Annotated in this window: 11 protein-coding genes and 1 pseudogene; 3 read left to right on the forward strand and 9 right to left on the reverse strand. The window is 64.8% G+C overall.

The features are described 5' to 3' along the window. Nucleotides 1–297 (forward strand): annotated as a pseudogene (locus LD110_RS22525) (hypothetical protein); the annotation flags it as partial. Nucleotides 298–705: 408 nt separating this feature from the next. Here LD110_RS22525 and LD110_RS22530 read toward each other — a convergent pair. The 4 genes from LD110_RS22530 to LD110_RS22545 all read right to left on the reverse strand — a co-directional run bounded on the left by LD110_RS22530 (nt 706) and on the right by LD110_RS22545 (nt 6,098). Continuing rightward, nucleotides 706–1,437 (reverse strand): SGNH/GDSL hydrolase family protein, encoded by a 732-nt coding sequence (locus tag LD110_RS22530; protein ID WP_225502175.1) that lies wholly within the window; start codon nt 1,435–1,437, stop codon nt 706–708. A 90-nt stretch (nt 1,438–1,527) separates the two neighbouring features. After that, nucleotides 1,528–2,130 carry a TetR/AcrR family transcriptional regulator gene (locus LD110_RS22535; protein WP_225502176.1) on the reverse strand — a complete coding sequence of 201 codons (603 nt, stop codon included), beginning with the start codon at nt 2,128–2,130 and terminating at the stop codon, nt 1,528–1,530. Nucleotides 2,131–2,146: 16 nt separating this feature from the next. Beyond that, nucleotides 2,147–4,576 (reverse strand): PEP/pyruvate-binding domain-containing protein, encoded by a 2,430-nt coding sequence (locus LD110_RS22540; RefSeq protein WP_225502177.1) that lies wholly within the window; start codon nt 4,574–4,576, stop codon nt 2,147–2,149. Further along, on the reverse strand, nt 4,569–6,098 hold the full coding sequence (locus LD110_RS22545; protein WP_225502178.1) for an MDR family MFS transporter: 1,530 nt from the start codon (nt 6,096–6,098) through the stop codon (nt 4,569–4,571). Before LD110_RS22545 ends, LD110_RS22540 begins: the two co-directional genes overlap by 8 nt. 237 nt (nt 6,099–6,335) lie before the next feature. Here LD110_RS22545 and LD110_RS22550 point away from each other — a divergent pair, with 237 nt between their 5' ends. After that, nucleotides 6,336–6,812: an SRPBCC family protein gene (locus tag LD110_RS22550; protein WP_225502179.1), complete on the forward strand. Its 477-nt coding sequence runs from the start codon at nt 6,336–6,338 to the stop codon at nt 6,810–6,812. 116 nt (nt 6,813–6,928) lie between these two features. Here the strand turns inward: LD110_RS22550 and LD110_RS22555 are convergent, their stop codons facing one another. From LD110_RS22555 to LD110_RS22575, 5 genes are read right to left on the reverse strand one after another with little or no spacing between them, the layout of a single operon-like run. After that, nucleotides 6,929–7,927, reverse strand: coding sequence for an aldo/keto reductase family protein (locus tag LD110_RS22555; RefSeq protein ID WP_225502180.1), 999 nt, complete (start codon nt 7,925–7,927; stop codon nt 6,929–6,931). An 11-nt stretch (nt 7,928–7,938) separates the two neighbouring features. Continuing rightward, the gene (locus LD110_RS22560) at nt 7,939–9,000 is read right to left on the reverse strand and encodes a LacI family DNA-binding transcriptional regulator (protein ID WP_225502181.1); all 1,062 of its coding nucleotides are present in this window, start codon (nt 8,998–9,000) and stop codon (nt 7,939–7,941) included. Between the two features lie 57 nt (nt 9,001–9,057). Continuing rightward, nucleotides 9,058–10,077 (reverse strand): PLP-dependent cysteine synthase family protein, encoded by a 1,020-nt coding sequence (locus LD110_RS22565; protein WP_225502182.1) that lies wholly within the window; start codon nt 10,075–10,077, stop codon nt 9,058–9,060. Further along, on the reverse strand, nt 10,068–11,600 hold the full coding sequence (locus LD110_RS22570) for an aromatic amino acid ammonia-lyase (RefSeq protein ID WP_225502183.1): 1,533 nt from the start codon (nt 11,598–11,600) through the stop codon (nt 10,068–10,070). Before LD110_RS22570 ends, LD110_RS22565 begins: the two co-directional genes overlap by 10 nt. 18 nt (nt 11,601–11,618) lie before the next feature. Further along, the gene (locus LD110_RS22575; protein WP_308012477.1) at nt 11,619–12,914 is read right to left on the reverse strand and encodes an NtaA/DmoA family FMN-dependent monooxygenase; all 1,296 of its coding nucleotides are present in this window, start codon (nt 12,912–12,914) and stop codon (nt 11,619–11,621) included. Nucleotides 12,915–12,981: 67 nt separating this feature from the next. Between LD110_RS22575 and LD110_RS22580 the strand changes: the two genes are divergently transcribed. Further along, the gene (locus LD110_RS22580) at nt 12,982–14,655 is read left to right on the forward strand and encodes a SulP family inorganic anion transporter (RefSeq protein ID WP_225502185.1); all 1,674 of its coding nucleotides are present in this window, start codon (nt 12,982–12,984) and stop codon (nt 14,653–14,655) included. Nucleotides 14,656–14,738: the final 83 nt, after the last annotated feature.

Genomic DNA, 14,738 nt, shown 5'->3' on the forward strand with positions numbered 1-14,738 from the left:
ACAACAGACCCCGGCAACCTCGCCCTGCTCTGCAAAAAGCACCACGCGCTCAAATCCATCGGCGCGTGGAGCTACAGACACACCTCCCCCACCGGCCACCTCAACTGGACCTCACCCCTCGGCCGCAAACACACCACAGAACCAGCCAGCTTCAGGGTGTCCGCCGATCCGCCCACACCGCTCCAAAACCCCTGGCGGACTGCGTCCGCAATAAAACCACCGCAGCCCTCACCCACGCCGCCGGACACCAGGCCACCGGACCACGATCCCTCGCCCGAACTGCCACCTCCGTTCTGACACAACGGCGGAACTGCGCCGACGACTTGAAGCGAACCGGGGTGCATCCGAAATGATCCGGCGCCGCAACTGGGAACGCCCGCGCTCGTCCCGCGCCTCCACCCTTCTAACGCGCGGACCATTGGCAATTAGGGTTGGGAGCTCTCGGGAATGCTCTAGCCAGCGCTTCGTTTGCGCATCACGGGGCAGAGCCCCGGCTTGCCGTGCCCGCGCCCGTGCTCTCGCCCGCGCCAGCCCCGCGCCCGTGCTCTCGCCCGCGCCAGCCCCCGCGCCCGTGCTCTCGCCCGCGCCAGTGCCCGCGACCGCGCTCGTTCCCGCGCCTCCACCCTTCTAACCGCGGCCCATTCACAGTTGGAGTTGGGCGCCTTCGGGCACGCCTTAGCCAGCGCGTCGTTTTTGCATCACTGGTCAGAGCCCCGGTTTGTCGTGCCCGGGCGATGCTGCCAGCAGTTGTTCCATCCGGTCCTTCAGGTAATGCTGGCCGGCCAGGCTTGGGTGGTCTCCATCCGCGCCGAGGAGATCGGCGGCGTCATCGACAATCCAGTGCTCTTCGATGGGGTCTACGAAGACCGTGCCCGCGGACACGGCAGCTGCCTTCAGCTGGTCACGGACCTCCAGCAGCCCGGGTTCCGGATCGTCCGTGTAGGCCGGTGGCCCGACCACGATGAGCTCGGCTTGCGGCGCCAGCGTTTTCGCCTCGGCGTAGGCGGTTTCGGCGGCATGCCGAACGTCGTTCGGATCGAAGCCGATGTCGTTCTCGGACCCGAAGAAGAGGACCACCTGGGTATCGGACGTCACCCAGGCAGCCGTCTGCGAGCCGAAGTCGCCACCGCCATCCCCAACGCTGACGTAGCCCGCACCGTCCTGGGCGCCGTTAACAACGGACAGATTGCGGTCCATGACCAAAGATGCATCCATGTTGATAAGGCTTGGCCAGGCGTCCTCGGGCGCTGTCCCGTGTCCCGTACTCAGGGAATCACCAACAATCACCACGCGCTCTTTGGCTGGCGTGCGCGGGGATTCCCGCTGGCTAAATGATTCCCTCAGGCTGGCGCTGTACATGGCGCGATGTCCAGATGAGTCACCGCTCAACACAAAAGCTGCGAGACCCACCACGGATACAACGCCCGCTGTGGCCATGGCCCCACTCACACTGCGACCATCCACCATGCGAACGCGCTCCCCACTACGCGGCACCGAAGTCATATCCAATGATCTCTGACAAGCGGCTCATTCGGGAACTCCGGACGTCCTTCCCAGCAGTGGAAGCATTACCTCGTCAACGATTTGGACAAGGTACGCATCCTGGATGGGCGCACCCGAGAAAATGAACTTCTGGCGGAGCAATGCGGGTCCTGCATCAAGCCGGACTTCGGGCACCTCTCCAGGACCACATTCGCCCCGCACCTGGGCCCGCTGGACAATTGCACGCATGATCTTGCCAACGTTGCCCCGGGCATACCGGTGGATCTCAGCGGCAACATCCGGGTTCTGCAGGGCCTCCCCTAACAGCCCGCGCATGGCTTGCCCCACGGGCCCTTCCAACTGCCGAACCACCAGCCTGAGCAGGGCGAGTGCATCTCCGCGCAGGCTTCCCGTGTCCGGCACAGACTCGGGATTTGGCATCGCGTCGTAGGCAGCGTCCAGCACCAAGGGCGCTTTCCCGGGCCATCGCCGGTACAGCGATGCCTTGCTGGTGCGCGCACGTTGGGCCACGCTGTCCATGGTCAGCGCGGCGTATCCCGATTCAGCGATTTCGGCCCGGACGGCTTGGAAGATCGCTTGGTTGAGCACGTCTCCCCTGCGGCGCGGCAGCGTTCGGTGGTCGGGCACCAGACCGGCATTCACCTCAGAGGGCAACGACGACACCCGCGTTCCCGTCCACCCGAACCTGCTGACCGTCAGAGAGAACGGCGGTGCCGCTCCCTGTCCCCATCACTGCAGGTATGCCGTATTCCCGCGCCACGATGGCAGCGTGTGAACCGAGGCCGCCAGTGTCCACCACAACGGCGACCGCCCTCTGGAACAGCGGCGTCCACGACGGATTGGTGTACGGACACACAAGGACATCGCCACTTCGCAGCATCCCAAACTCCTCTGGTCCGCGAATGATCCGAACCGGCCCCTCCGCGGTACCACGGCTGGCCGGGGTGCCCGAGGCCAAAGCGTCCGCATGGCGCGGGCGCGCAAATAGCAGGGATGTATCCAGCAGTGGAATTCCCTCCAACTCAGCCCGTTTGGCAGCGCGGGCAAGCACCACCGGCCGGAAACGTTCCCGGACCGACGGCGGCAACGCACCGTCGTCGTTGTCCCGGATGGCTTCCAGTTCTTCGAACCTGAGGTGGTTGACGTCGTCGACGGCGTCAACCACGCCTGCCCGAACCAGCCGGTCGCCCAACTCACGGTAGGCGCGCCGCAGGGGCGGCAGCACTTTGGTGGCAGCGAAGTGGCTGTCCTCCCGGAAGGCCATGCCCTCGCGGGCTCTGTCGACGGCATCCACGACGGCGTCTCGAAGAGGCCCGAAGCGCAGGGCCGGGTGACGCTTCAGCTCGTCGAGCGCAGCGCCAGTCTGGTCAGGTGCCTGGCGGCGCTCACCCATCATCGCCTTGACAATGCCCAGCACTACCTCCGGGGCGTCGGCCCACGTGGGCGAACTGCTGAGGACAACACTGACGGTCTCGCGGTTGCCGTATTCCTTAAGGAAAGCCTCGAACGAGGTCCTAAATGCCCCAAAGTCGGGCTCCGACTTCACACGCTTCCACAAGGTGGACGAGTCATTCTCCATGAAAGCCGCTGACAGCCCGGGATTTTCCCCCGCCATATCTGCCAGACGCTCCAAGGCCCGGTTCGCCTGGGTGGTGCGGGTTTCAGCGCCGGCTACAAGCGACGGCGCCAAGCTCATCCTGCCCAGGAGCAGGAGGAGCACCCGCAGTTTCAGTTGCGGAAGGAAAATGCCGGGCATGTAAGACGTTCGCAGTTCGGTTACGTAGCGCATGGCTGCGAAGCAGTCCTTGGCCACCGAAACGACGTCCTTCCAGCGCAGCTCACCCAGGTCCGCGGAGTTGACCCGGTCCAACTGGGATTGGAACTCCATAAAGCGTTGGTCCTGGGTCCAATCAGACCCCTTGTACTGCCGGTACCTCCGGAGGACGGACATCGGGGCGGCGAGCGCCCGGATGGTCGGCCTCGGCACGGGCGGGATGAGCTGCAGCACCACGCCGTCCTCCTCGGGAAGCAGTTCCTCAATCCGCGGGAACGTCACGCCCACGCTGCCGGCCATCCGGTGGAGCATCGCCACAATCCCCTGGCTTAGCCAGCCGGACACGTCCAGCGGATACGGCCGTCGCTGGAACATCTCAACAAAGAACGGGCCCACCCTCTTCTGGAACGGGTTGAGGTGTGGCGGCTGCGGCGGCAGCGCGGTCATCGGCCGGGACTGCACCACGTAAAAGCGACCGTCGACGGCAGCCCACTCCATGTCCTGGGGACGTCCGAAATGCTCTTGCGAACGACGCCCCAGCGCGGCCAACTGCGCTAGTTGATCCGGTCTCAGTGGCGGTTCGACGGAACGGTCTCCGGGCGAAAACTCCAGGACCCTGCCAGCGCGGTCCAGCAGATAGTGGTCCGGCGTCACACTTCCGGAGACCACGGATTCACCCAGCCCGGCGCTTGCTTCCACCACGATGTTGTCCCGCTCCCCGCTCAGCGGGTTTGCCGTGAACATCACCCCCGCGGTATCGGCCGGAACCATATTTTGAACGACGACGGCGATACTCACCTCGTGTGGATCAATCCCTCGACGCTGTCGGTAGGAGATGGCGCGGTCCGTCCACAGCGATGCCCAGCATTCGGACACGGCGTTAACGACGGCATCTTCGCCCTGGACGTTGAGGAATGTGTCCTGCTGGCCTGCGAAGGCGGCACCGGGCAGGTCCTCGGCCGTGGCGCTGGACCGGACGGCAACGGCGCCGCTGCCCAGTTCGGCATAGGCTTTGGCGATCTCCGACCGCACAGCCGCTGGCATCGCAGTGGCGCCGAAGAGCGCACGGATCGGGCCGCCGTCGGGCTTTTCCGGACTGGCGTGCAGCAGTTCCTCCAGCGCGGCACCGATGCCGGTCTCCGCCAAAGCCGCGTCGTAACCGCGAGTGGTGACAACAAATCCAGCCGGCACCGGGAAGCCCTGTTGCCGCAACTCGCCAAGGGCCGCGCCTTTCCCGCCAGCGAGCGCAATATCGGCCAAAGTGACGCGATCCAACGGTGTGGTGAATTCCTCAGTCATCATGGGCTCCTCGGGATTGGGCGTCAGCGTGGGCGATGGTGCGCAGCTCGCGCTCGGGCAGGAACAGCGTCAGGACAAAAGCCACGGCCAGGACCGCAGCGGCGTAGAGGAACACGGGAGGGAGGGCATGGCCGAATGCCTCGGCAACGGCTCGTCGGTCCTCCGCGGGAAGTTGTTCCAGTATCTTGGGCGTGAGCGACTTGATTCGGTCGCCCAGCTCGCTGGCGAGCGGCCCGGGCAATGACGCAGTGAAGCGCACCGCGATCAGCGAGCCCAGCACGGCAACGCCTGCGGAACTACCCACCTGGCGCAGGAAGGTCACGGTGGATGTGGCGGCGCCCAGGTCCTGCCTGCCGACTGCGTTTTGCACCACCAGCACCATCACCTGCATCACCAGGCCAATACCCAACCCAAGCACCAGCATGGACGCGAGTACAAGCCAAGGGCTGCTCCCCGCATCCAAGGTGCTGAACAGCCACATGCCAGGCAGCGCCAGCAAAGTGCCCGCCACCGGATACGGCTTGTAACGGCCCGTGAGGGTGATGAGCGCACCGGAGCCTGCCGTGGTGATGAGGATTCCCGCCATCAGAGCGATGAGCATGCCGCCCGACGCGGTGGCGGACATGCCCATGCCAACCTGCAGGAACGCTGGCAGGTAGCTAAGGGTGGCGAACATTGCGAAGCCGATCAGGAAGCTCACCGCCGTGGGAATGGAGAACGCCCGGTCGCGGAAGAGCGTCAGCGGGATGATCGGGTCCGGTGCCCGCCGTGAAATCGCCAACCAGCCGGTCACAGCCGTAACGGTTGCCAGCGCGAGCACCGGGGCAAGCCAAGCTGGCCACGCTGCTCCCACGCCACTGCACAACGTGATGACGGACATGATCGCGAGGCTCAGCAACGCGGCCCCGCCGTAGTCGATGTGCCTCCCACTCGGTGGTACGGGAAGCTTGAGCGTCCGGTTCACTACAACCAGCGCCACCAGGCCGATGGGCACGTAGGCGTAGAAGATCCAGCGCCAGGAGAAATGGTCGACGACGGCCCCGCCCGCCAGCGGGCCGGTCACCGCTGCCAGTATGAACGCCGCGCCAATGATGCCAAGAAAGCGGCCGCGCTCCCGGGGGCTGACGAGTTCGCCGATGACCGCTTGGGCGCCAATCATCAAGCCACCGCCACCGATGCCTTGGATGGCGCGGAAAGCGATGAGTTCCGGCACGGTCTGGGCCGCGGAGCATAGGCCGGCACCGAGGACGAACACGGCAAGTGAAGCCTGCAGGATCCGCTTTCGGCCGAAAGCGTCGCCGAGTTTGCCCGTAAGCGGCATCGCGGCGGTGGCGGCCACGAGGTAACCGGTGACGATGGTGGACATCTGGTCGAGCCCGTTCACGTCGCCTGCCACGGTGGGCAGTGCCGATGCCATGACGGTCTGGTCCAAGGCGCCGAGGAACATGACCAGGAGGATCCCCGGCAGGGCTGATCGGACGGCTGGCGGGATTCGTGGTGGGCGCTGGGTGGCACTTTCCATGACCGGCCTCCAAGGAGTTAGAGAACGATCTGTTCTCTATTTAAGGTACGCCTTGCCATCAACAGAGCGCAATGAAAATTCGTCCGCCTTATTCCCTGGAGGCCGGACACAGAATCCCCCGGAGGCTGGACACAGAAAATCAGCAGGCTTACTGTTCAAGAGTGGCCCTCGTTCCCCGACCGGCCCAACAGCCTGCCTCCGGGGCCACTGCCAGCGCAAACCCACAAAGGAGGAAAAGTGGAAAAAGTTGAAGAGACCATTGACGTGGCAGTACCGCTGCACACGGCTTACAACCAATGGACGCAGTTCGAATCGTTTCCGCAGTTCATGTCAGGCGTAGAACGCGTCACGCAAGTCACCGACACCACCAACCACTGGGTCACAAAGATCGGCGGAGTGGAACGCGAATTCGACACGGAAATAGTGGATCAGGAGCCAGACGACCGGATTGCCTGGCGCAGCGTCGACGGCAAGTCGCATGCGGGCATCGTGCGGTTTACGCGATTGGATCCGAATCACACCAAGGTCAAGGTCCATTTCGAATGGTCGCCAGAGACGTTCACGGAGAAGGCTGGGGCAGCACTCCAACTGGATACCATCCAAGTCAAAGCCGACCTGAAGAAGTTCAAGCAATTCATCGAATCACGCGGAACCGAGACGGGATCGTGGCGAGGCGACGTCAGGGACACGGGGCCGAGCGGCACGCAGCTGTAGCAAACCAGCTCCAGCAAACCAGCTCCAGCAAAGCCAAAAAGGCGCTGACCCAGCGTTTCGCTGAGTCAGCGCCTTTTTGTTGGGCCTTTGTTGAGCCGATTGATTATCCAGGACTCCTACGGGCGGGCAGTGAAGGACTCCACCTTCGCAGGGTCGCGTTCGACGACGGCACCGAGGACGTCGTCGATGCGGTCCAGGACCTCCTGCTCCAACTTCACACCGCTGGCGGTGGCAGAGTCCACCAGTTGCTCGGGACGGGACGCGCCGACGATCGCCGCTGAGACGTTCGAGTTCTGCAGCACCCAGGCAACTGCAAGGGCCGCCATGCTGAGCCCCGCTTCCTCGGCAATCGGACGAAGGTCCTGAACGCGCGTCAGCACTTCCTCTCCCATGAACTTGTGCTCCGTCTTGAGCTTGCCGTCCTCGTCCGTGAATCGGGAGGCCTCCGGAGCTGCCTGACCAGGAGCGTATTTACCGGTGAGGACACCCTGGGCCAGCGGGGACCAGCAGATCTGGCCAAGGCCGAGTTCTTCGCTGACCGGAACAACTTCGGGCTCGATGACCCGCCACAGCATGTTGTACTGGGGCTGGTTGGAAATGAGCTGGATGCCCAGTTCCCGGGCGAGCTGGGCACCCGCCTGGATTTCCTCGACCGTCCACTCGGACACGCCGATATACAGGGCCTTGCCCGCACGGACAATGTCCGCGAAAGCCTGCATGGTTTCCTCAAGCGGGGTTTCGTAGTCGTAGCGGTGAGCCTGGTAGAGGTCCACGTAGTCCGTCTGGAGGCGCTTCAGGGAACCGTTGATCGATTCCATGATGTGTTTGCGGGACAGGCCACGGTCGTTCTTGCCTTCACCCGTCGGGAAGTACACCTTGGTGAAGATCTCAACACCTTCACGCCGGATGCCCTCCAACGCCTTGCCGAGGGCCGTTTCAGCCTTGGTGCCGGCGTAAGCGTCAGCCGTGTCGAACGTGGTGATGCCCAGGTCGAGCGCCTGCTTAACGCAAGCGCTTGCGGCCTCCTGGTCGATCTGCTCGCCATGAGTGACCCAGTTACCGTACGCCAGCTCGCTGATGTACATGCCGGAAGAGCCTAGTTTGCGATATTCCATGCTGGTGCCTTTCAGCTGGTGGGTTCTTTGGGGTTGTCATTGGGCGTCCGCGGGGACGACGGCGGGGCCGTTGACCTGCGAATGACCAAGTGCGTGGGTATGGAGGCTGTTGCTACCGCGGGTTCGCCGCCCCTGTCGGCGGAGAGTGCGTTCAAGACCAGTTGCGCCGCGGCCTCGCCCTGGTTGTGTACGGCCTGGTCGATGCTGGTGAGGTCCAGGAGTTCGGCCAGTTCATGGTTGTCGTAGCCCACTACGGAGACGTCTTCGGGCACGCGGAGTCCAGCCGAGCGAAGCACTTTGAGGGCACCAAAGGCCATCTCGTCCGAGGCTACAAAAACCGCCGTCGGCATGATCGGTCCGGAGATGAGCCGCGCCATGGCGGCAGCGCCGCCGTCGACGGTTAGATCGCCCAGGGCGAGAAGCTCATCGGGAGCCGCCAGTCCGGCGTCGCGCAGTGCGGTCCGGTACCCGGCCAGCCGCGCGACCGGACGGGTGCTGCCCGAAGTGACGTCCTCGCTGTTGTCGATTCCGATGTGCGCGATGTTCCGGTGGCCGAGGTTGATGAGGTGCCGCACGGCCGTTAGGGCTGCCTGGAAATCGTCGACGACGACGGTGGCGAACCCCGCGGGTCCGGGCCCGAGGACAGCCACTGGCACGCCGAGGGCCTCAAGCTGGGCGGCCTCCTCCGGCTCAAGGTTCAGCGAAAGCACCAGGACGGCATCGGCCCGACCGCGGAGGCTCTGCTCAGAGAAGAACTTGCGCCGACCGTCACGGTCTCCAAGCTCATAAAGCAGCATGTCCAGCCCTGCCGCGCGGATCACGGAACCCGCCCCGGCGATGACTTGGCCGAAGAACCAGCGCGCAGCGCTGGGAACGACGACGGCCACCGTCCCTGTGCGGCCAGTCGCCAGCCGGGAGCCGCTGACATTGGCGACGTAGCCGAGCTCAGAAGCCGCCGCCCGGACTCGCGCCCGGGTGGACGCGGCGATTCCAGGGACTCCGCGAAGGGCCCGGGACACGGTGGAGGGCGACACCCCGGACCGTTCCGCTACTTCTTCAATGCTTGCTGCCACGGTTTGTTATCTTACGGAAATCCCGGAGAGTTTTGCAAGCGCTTGCAATGCCATAAGTTACTCCCGCGAATACGCATCCAACGTGATCTTGTGCTCTGCCAGCCACACCGGGTTAAAGGCCTTACTCAGGTAGTTCGTGCCGGCGTCGGGAGCTATGGCGACCACTACGGAACCGTGCGGCGCGGCAAGGGCCACATGGAGTGCCGCGGCCACAGAGAGTCCAGACGACGGGCCGAGCGCCAGCCCTTCCTCGTCAAGCAGCCTGTGCACCATGGCATAGACCTCGTCGTTGGGGATGCGCAGGAAACGGTCCACGAGCGATCGGTCGAACACTTTGGGCCACCATTCCTCCGGCCAGTTGTTCCCCACGCCATCCACCAGGATGTCGCCAGGATGCCCGCCGCTGTACACGGAACCGACGGGATCCGCTCCCACCACCTCCACATGGCCTCCGGGTCTTTCCGCCGCCACCCTCTCCTTGAGGTAGCGCCCGTTGCCCGAAATAGTGCCGCCGGTCCCAATACCGGCCACAAAATGCGTAATGTGGCCCTGCGTCTGCGCCCAGATCTCCGGACCCGTACCGCTGTAGTGGGCGGCAGGGTTGGCGGGGTTGTCGAACTGCATGGGCCGCCACGCGTCCGGGGTTTCCGAAGTGATCCGCTCGGCAATGGCACGGGCATTGTCCGGGGAATCCGACGGCGCGTTCCAGTCCGTCAACACCACACGGGCTCCATAGTTCCGCAGGGCAGCAAGCTTCTCGTCCGAGATGGTGTCAGCGGAAACCACCACCACGGGATGCCCGGTCAGCGCCCCGATCAAGGCGAGCCCAATTCCGGTGTTCCCCGAGGTGCTTTCCACAATGGTGGCTCCCGGCCGCAGCGCACCCGAGCGTTCGGCGTCACGGACCATGCTGAGCGCCGTACGGTCCTTGATGGACCCGCCCGGGTTCTCCGACTCGAGCTTGACGTGGATCTCGGAGGGCAGACCCTTGCCGATGATCTCAAGCCGTACCAGGGGCGTGTTGCCCACCTTGTCCAGGATGGCGGTGTCCAGTTCCGCCGTGCCTTCTATCCGCACAATTCCTCCCGACCGCGTTCAACCAAAGATGCCGCAGGCAGGCGCGCCGCCAGCAGGGCCCCGAGCCTGGCTGTGATTTCGCCTGTCCCCTTGCCGAGCCTCCGCCCCGCAGCTTCGTCGTCGCCCTCGGCCTCCACAAGAAGATACGTAGCGGTCAGGGCCTCGATCGCGACGAGCTTCTCCGCCGCGTCAAGGGACTGTTCCAGCTGCTGCAGCGCCAGCGGCGCCATGGTGGAATGGTCCTCGACGTCGGCGGACAGGGTCGGCGCCCCGAGCGTCGCCGGAGCTGCGAGCGCTTTGAGTTCGGCGAGTAGCCCAGCCGCGGAGTACCACAGCAGGCCCGGAAGCTCCTCGCTCAGCAAATCGCCGTCGTCGACTGCTGCCTCCAAATGACGACGGCGGATGGCCCGCTGCGGCGGGTACAGCTTGGCGATGCGCCGCTCGCTTGAGATCCCCAGATGCGCCAAGGCGAGCCGCATGCCCTCGAAGCGGAGAGCGAGCTGGACCGGCTGGAAGTTGCCCCCGGACAGGACCTGCCCGCTATGGACGTCGACTAGGGGATTGTCGCCCCGGCCGTTCAGCTCCACGTCCAGGGCCGCCTCCAAGGCGTCCACCTCAGCCCGGAAGGCTCCATGCAGCTGGGGCGCGGAGCGGAAGGACAGCGCATCCTGCACGCTCACATCATCCCGGACGTCCTCCAGCCAACCGCCGGCCAGCAGCTCCCTCACACGCGCAGCCGCGCGCCACTGCCCGTCCACGGCCTTAGCCGCCTGGATCGGTTCCGAAAACGGGCTCAAGTTCCCGCCGCCGTCGTATCTCGCCACGGTTTCCAGGGACAGGGCGAGCGCGACGTCGGCAGCCTCCTCAAGGCGGCGAAGTCGCCGCAGCGCCAGCGTCCCGGCGCCCACCGAATACGAGTTGGCGCTGACCAAGGCCAGCGCTTCTCCTGGGGCGAGGCGCAGCGGTTCCAATCCGGCGTCGGACAGTGCCAGTGCACCGGGCATCAATCGACCGTCCCGGCCGAAGGCCTGGCCCTCCCCGATGGCCACCGCGGCAACCGCCGCCAACTGCACCAGATCAGACGACCCCACCGAGCCTGTCCGCGGGATGGCCGGGACCACGCCGCGGTTGAGGAGCTCCAGATAGGACTGCGCGGATTCCGGGCGCACGCCAGAGCCGCCGCGGCTGAAGCCGATGAGCCTGGTCAGCATGATGGCGCGGGCTTCGGCGGGGCTGAGAAATGCGCCGACTCCGCTGTTGTGATAGCGGACCACCTGCACTTGGTAGGCAAGGAGGGCATCCTGGTCAACGTGTTCGTCGCGCCCTGAACCGAGCAGGGTGTTGAGCCCATAAACCTTGCGCCCTGACGCGGCCGCGTGCTCCAGGACCTCGCGGGACAACCCGATCAAGTCAATGGCATCTGCGCTGAGCATGACCCGCCTGCCGGGATCGATCGCGGCCGCGGCCACCTCGGCTGCCCGCACATGCGCGATGCCGATCAGGAAGGGTACTGCTGCGTCCATGGCTGCGAGTCATCCAAGCTAGAAGTCCAGCAGGTTGGCGCGCAGTCCGCCGTCACCGTACGAACTGCGCAGGAGGCCGCGGTGCCGCAGTTCCGGCGTAAGCCGGTCCAGGACGCCGTGCACAGTGACCGGATCCACGAATCCGGAGAACAGGAAGCCGTCCCCACCAACGTATTCGGCGGTTTCCTGCAGATAGTCGGCAACCTGCCCCGCCGTACCGACGATGGAATCGCCGGCACCTCCGCTACGGGCCTGCAGGATTTGCCGAAGCGTAGATCCGGGCGGTGCGGCCCTGACGAAGTGCTCCAAAGTTCCCTGGTTGCTGTTGGTCCGCAACTCAGGCAACGGCTCGTCAAGATCGAATTCCTTGAAATCGATGACGGAGAGATAGGAGATGGAATTGAGCTGGCTGTCGATGTCCCGTTGCGTGAGCTCTTTCCGTTGTTCCTTCAATTCCTCGGCTTCCGCCGCCGAACCGGTCACGGTGGGTTTCAGGACAAAAAGGACCTTGACGTCGTCGGGGTTCCGGCCGGCATTGGCGGCCTCCTCACGGATCGAGTCCCGGTAAGCCTTCATGCCATCGGCGCCGCGCGCCAAAGCAATAGCGACGTCGGCATGGCCACCGGCAAAAGCCTTGCCGCGCGGTGACGCGCCGGCTTGGACCAGGACCGGTTCTTCCGGCAAGGGAGCCGTGTTCAGCGGGCCGCGGACCTTAAAGAACTCTCCCCAATGGTGGATCGCGTGGACTTTGGTGTAATCCGCGAAGACCCCTGCATCGACGTCCTCCAGTACCGCGTCAGGTTCCCAACTGCGCCAGAGTCTCCGGACGACGTCGACGAACTCTTCAGCTTTTTCATAGCGCGTATCGTGCTCAATTTGCTGGTCCAGGCCGTAGTTCTGGGCGGCGAGGTCACTGCCGGAGGTGACCACGTTCCAACCAAGCTGTCCGTTGGAAAAATGCTGCAGCGTGGCCAGGAGCCTGGCAGCCGTAAACGGCGGATAAAAGGATGCGCTCACCGTCGGGACGATTCCCAGATGCTCCGTCGCGGAGAACAGGAACGGTACAAGTGCCAGCGGATCGTGTTTCGGGGCGAAGGAAGCGTGGGCCAGGGACACCTGTGCCGTTCCGCCGTAGGTATCCGGGACCGTCAGCGAATCCTCGATGATGAACAAGTCCAGGCCAGAACGCTCAAAGGCCCGCACAGCGTCCTGGTAGATGGCCGGCTTCTTCCAGTCGTAGCCCAGGGCGTAGCCCGGAGTGCCCCATCCCTGTACTCCGAAGCCATGGCCGACGAACCAGCCGAAATGCAGCATCGACATGCGCTCCATTATGCTCCGCTAGGCCATGGCGTGAAGAGGGCGGATCGGACATGATCGGAGCATGCGCCGCGTCCTGGTCCCGCCCGCGCTGCGGGGCTACAAGCTCGAGTGGCTGCGCCACGACCTGGTTGCCGGCGCTGCGCTCTTCGCGATCCTGGTCCCGGCAGGCATGGCATACGCCCAAGCCGCTGGCCTCCCGCCGGTGACTGGGCTCTACGCGACGGTTGTTCCCTTGCTTGTGTACGCGGCAGTCGGACCTTCGCGCGTACTGGTGCTTGGGCCCGATTCCGCGCTCGCGCCGATGATCGTCGCAGCCCTGGCGCCCTTGGCCGCGCACAACGACCAGAGGTCCGTTGCCCTGGCTGGCCTGCTGGCCGTGCTCATTGGCGGCATCATGCTGCTCGGCTCCGTGCTGCGGCTGGGTATCGTAACCGGGCTCTTGTCCAAGCCCATCCGTCTGGGCTACCTCAACGGCATTGCCCTGCTGGTGGCCGTGTCGCAGCTTCCCACGCTTCTAGGGATCTCCGTGGAAGGCAATTCACCGTGGGAGAAGCTTTTCGCGGCCGCGCCCCGGGTGTTCGCCGGCGAAACCAATGTGACAGCACTGCTCCTTGGCCTGGGCTCCCTTGCACTCATCTGGATTCCGCGCTGGCTGAAATGGAAGGTACCGGGTGTGCTGATTGCCGTTGCTGTGTCCGCGATCGCCGTGGCGCTGCTGGGACTGCACGACCGCGTGAAGGTCACTGGTGCGCTTCCTCAGGGACTCCCGGCCCCGGCGCTGGGCGGAATTGGCTGGGGCGACGTCCTGGCACTGTTGCCCGCCGCGGCGGGCATCGCCCTCATCGTCTTCGTGGACACCGGAACGTTGTCCCAATCGCTCGCTGCAGCCGAGGGCGGCAGGGTGTCCGGCAACCACGAGATGGGCGCCTTGGGGGCTGCGAACGCCGCGAGCGGGTTGCTAGGCGGCTTCCCGGTATCGGCCAGCACGTCCCGCACCCCGGTTGCGGTCCAAGCCGGAGCGAAATCCCAGGTCACGGGCGCCATCGGCGCCGTGCTGGTGCTCGCCTTCATGCTCCTGGCCCCCGGTATCACTGAGTTTCTGCCCGCCACCACCCTTGCGGCCGTAGTTATCGCCGCAGCCGCCGGTATAGCTGACCCGGCGGGGGTACGGCGCCTCATCGGCATGAGTACCAGCGAATCACTGGTGATGCTCGCGGCTTTCCTGGGGGTCACGATCTTGGGCGTCCTCCCCGGTATCGCCGTGGCCATCGGCCTTGCGATCCTGGACTTCATTCGGCGGGCCTGGGATCCCTACCGCGCTGAACTCGTGGATGTACCAGGGGTTCCCGGATACCACGATGTGAGCCGTCACCCTGAAGGTGAACGCATCCCCGGCCTGCTGATCCTGCGATTCGACGCCCCACTGTTCTTCGGCAACGGAGCCCTGCTGGGATCCTTCGTGCTCAAGGAGCTGGACCAGGCCCCCGACGGCACTGAACGCGTAGTGCTGGCAGCAGAGCCGGTGACGGGAATCGACACGACCGCACTGGACGAGTTGGTGCAGCTCGATGAATGGCTGGATCGGCACGGCGTGGACTTGGTGTTTGCGGAACTCAAAGGACCAGTCAAGGACAGGCTGCTGAAGTATGGCGTTGGTGCCCGCTTCACCCCGGAGCACTTCTTCCCCACGGTGAGCGCGGCCGTGAGGGCGTTCCAGCGGGAAGAGGAGGAATGAGGCACTACTCAGGAAAGTGTTCCTCGCCCGTCGTCGTACACTCAATTTTGGAGAGAAGCCCACTCATTTTTCGCATTCGTGCC

This window comes from Arthrobacter sp. M4, from assembly GCF_020251205.1.
Lineage (GTDB): Bacteria > Actinomycetota > Actinomycetes > Actinomycetales > Micrococcaceae > Arthrobacter.

Excerpts from the sequence above, each read along its gene's own strand:
- LD110_RS22530 (WP_225502175.1), bottom strand. The coding sequence starts at position 1,437 with ATGGCCACAGCGGGCGTTGTATCCGTGGTGGGTCTCGCAGCTTTTGTG.
- LD110_RS22540 (WP_225502177.1), bottom strand. The coding sequence starts at position 4,576 with ATGACTGAGGAATTCACCACACCGTTGGATCGCGTCACTTTGGCCGAT.
- LD110_RS22545 (WP_225502178.1), bottom strand. The coding sequence starts at position 6,098 with ATGGAAAGTGCCACCCAGCGCCCACCACGAATCCCGCCAGCCGTCCGA.
- LD110_RS22555 (WP_225502180.1), bottom strand. The coding sequence starts at position 7,927 with ATGGAATATCGCAAACTAGGCTCTTCCGGCATGTACATCAGCGAGCTG.
- LD110_RS22570 (WP_225502183.1), bottom strand. The coding sequence starts at position 11,600 with ATGGACGCAGCAGTACCCTTCCTGATCGGCATCGCGCATGTGCGGGCA.
- LD110_RS22575 (WP_308012477.1), bottom strand. The coding sequence starts at position 12,914 with ATGCTGCATTTCGGCTGGTTCGTCGGCCATGGCTTCGGAGTACAGGGA.
- LD110_RS22580 (WP_225502185.1), top strand. The coding sequence starts at position 12,982 with ATGCGCCGCGTCCTGGTCCCGCCCGCGCTGCGGGGCTACAAGCTCGAG.